Annotated in this window: 1 pseudogene; it reads right to left on the bottom strand. The window is 70.1% G+C overall.

Annotated elements, in window-relative coordinates:
- A pseudogene (locus IE263_RS48065) lies at positions 1 to 772 on the bottom strand (IS5 family transposase); the annotation flags it as partial.
- Positions 773 to 778: the final 6 nt, after the last annotated feature.

Here is a 778-nt window from a genome sequence, read left to right as displayed (position 1 = left end):
AGGCCGAGGAAGGCTTCGTGGATGTCGTCGCGTCGTTCCCATCGGATGCGCAGGCGGCGGAAGCCGTGCAGCCAGGAGATGGTGCGTTCGACGACCCAGCGGAAGGTGCCCAGGCCGGTGCCGTGCGGCTGTCCTCGTTCGGCGATCGCCGGGCGGATGCCTCGCTCGCGCAGGAGCCGGCGGTACTTGCCGTGGTCGTAGCCGCGGTCCGCGAACAGCATGTCGGGCCGTCGACGCGGCCTGCCGACGGCCCCAGCCACGGCCGGGATCTTGTCGAGCAGGGGCAGGAGCTGGGTGACGTCGTTGCGGTTGCCTCCGGTCAGCGACACCGCGAGCGGGATGCCCTGTCCGTCGGTGATGACGTGGTGTTTGCTGCCCGGCCGTGCGCGGTCGACCGGGCTGGGCCCGCTTTTGGGCCCCGGCGGGCGGCCCGGACGTGCGAGGAGTCGATCACCGCCCTCGACCAGTCCAGCTGGTTCTTCGACCGCAGCTTCTTCAGTAGCAGCGCGTGCAGTTGGTCCCAGACGCCGGCATCATTCCAGGCCGCCAGGCGCCGCCAGCAGGTCATGCCCGAACCGAAGCCCAGCTCCTGGGGGAGGTACTCCCACTGGATGCCGGTGTGCAGCACGAACAGGATGCCGCACAACGCCTGCCGGTCCGGCACTCGCGGCCGGCCCTCGACCTGTTTCGGCCCCGGCTCGGGCAGCAACGGCTCGATGAGCGACCACAGTTCATCCGAGACGATCCACGGCCGTGACTGACGTTTCCCCACGACCAC

It is taken from the genome of Streptomyces aurantiogriseus (assembly GCF_014649375.1).
Classification (GTDB): domain Bacteria; phylum Actinomycetota; class Actinomycetes; order Streptomycetales; family Streptomycetaceae; genus Streptomyces; species Streptomyces aurantiogriseus.
The sequence above is the reverse complement of the archived record's forward strand: the minus strand, read 5'-3'. Positions and strand labels throughout refer to the sequence as shown.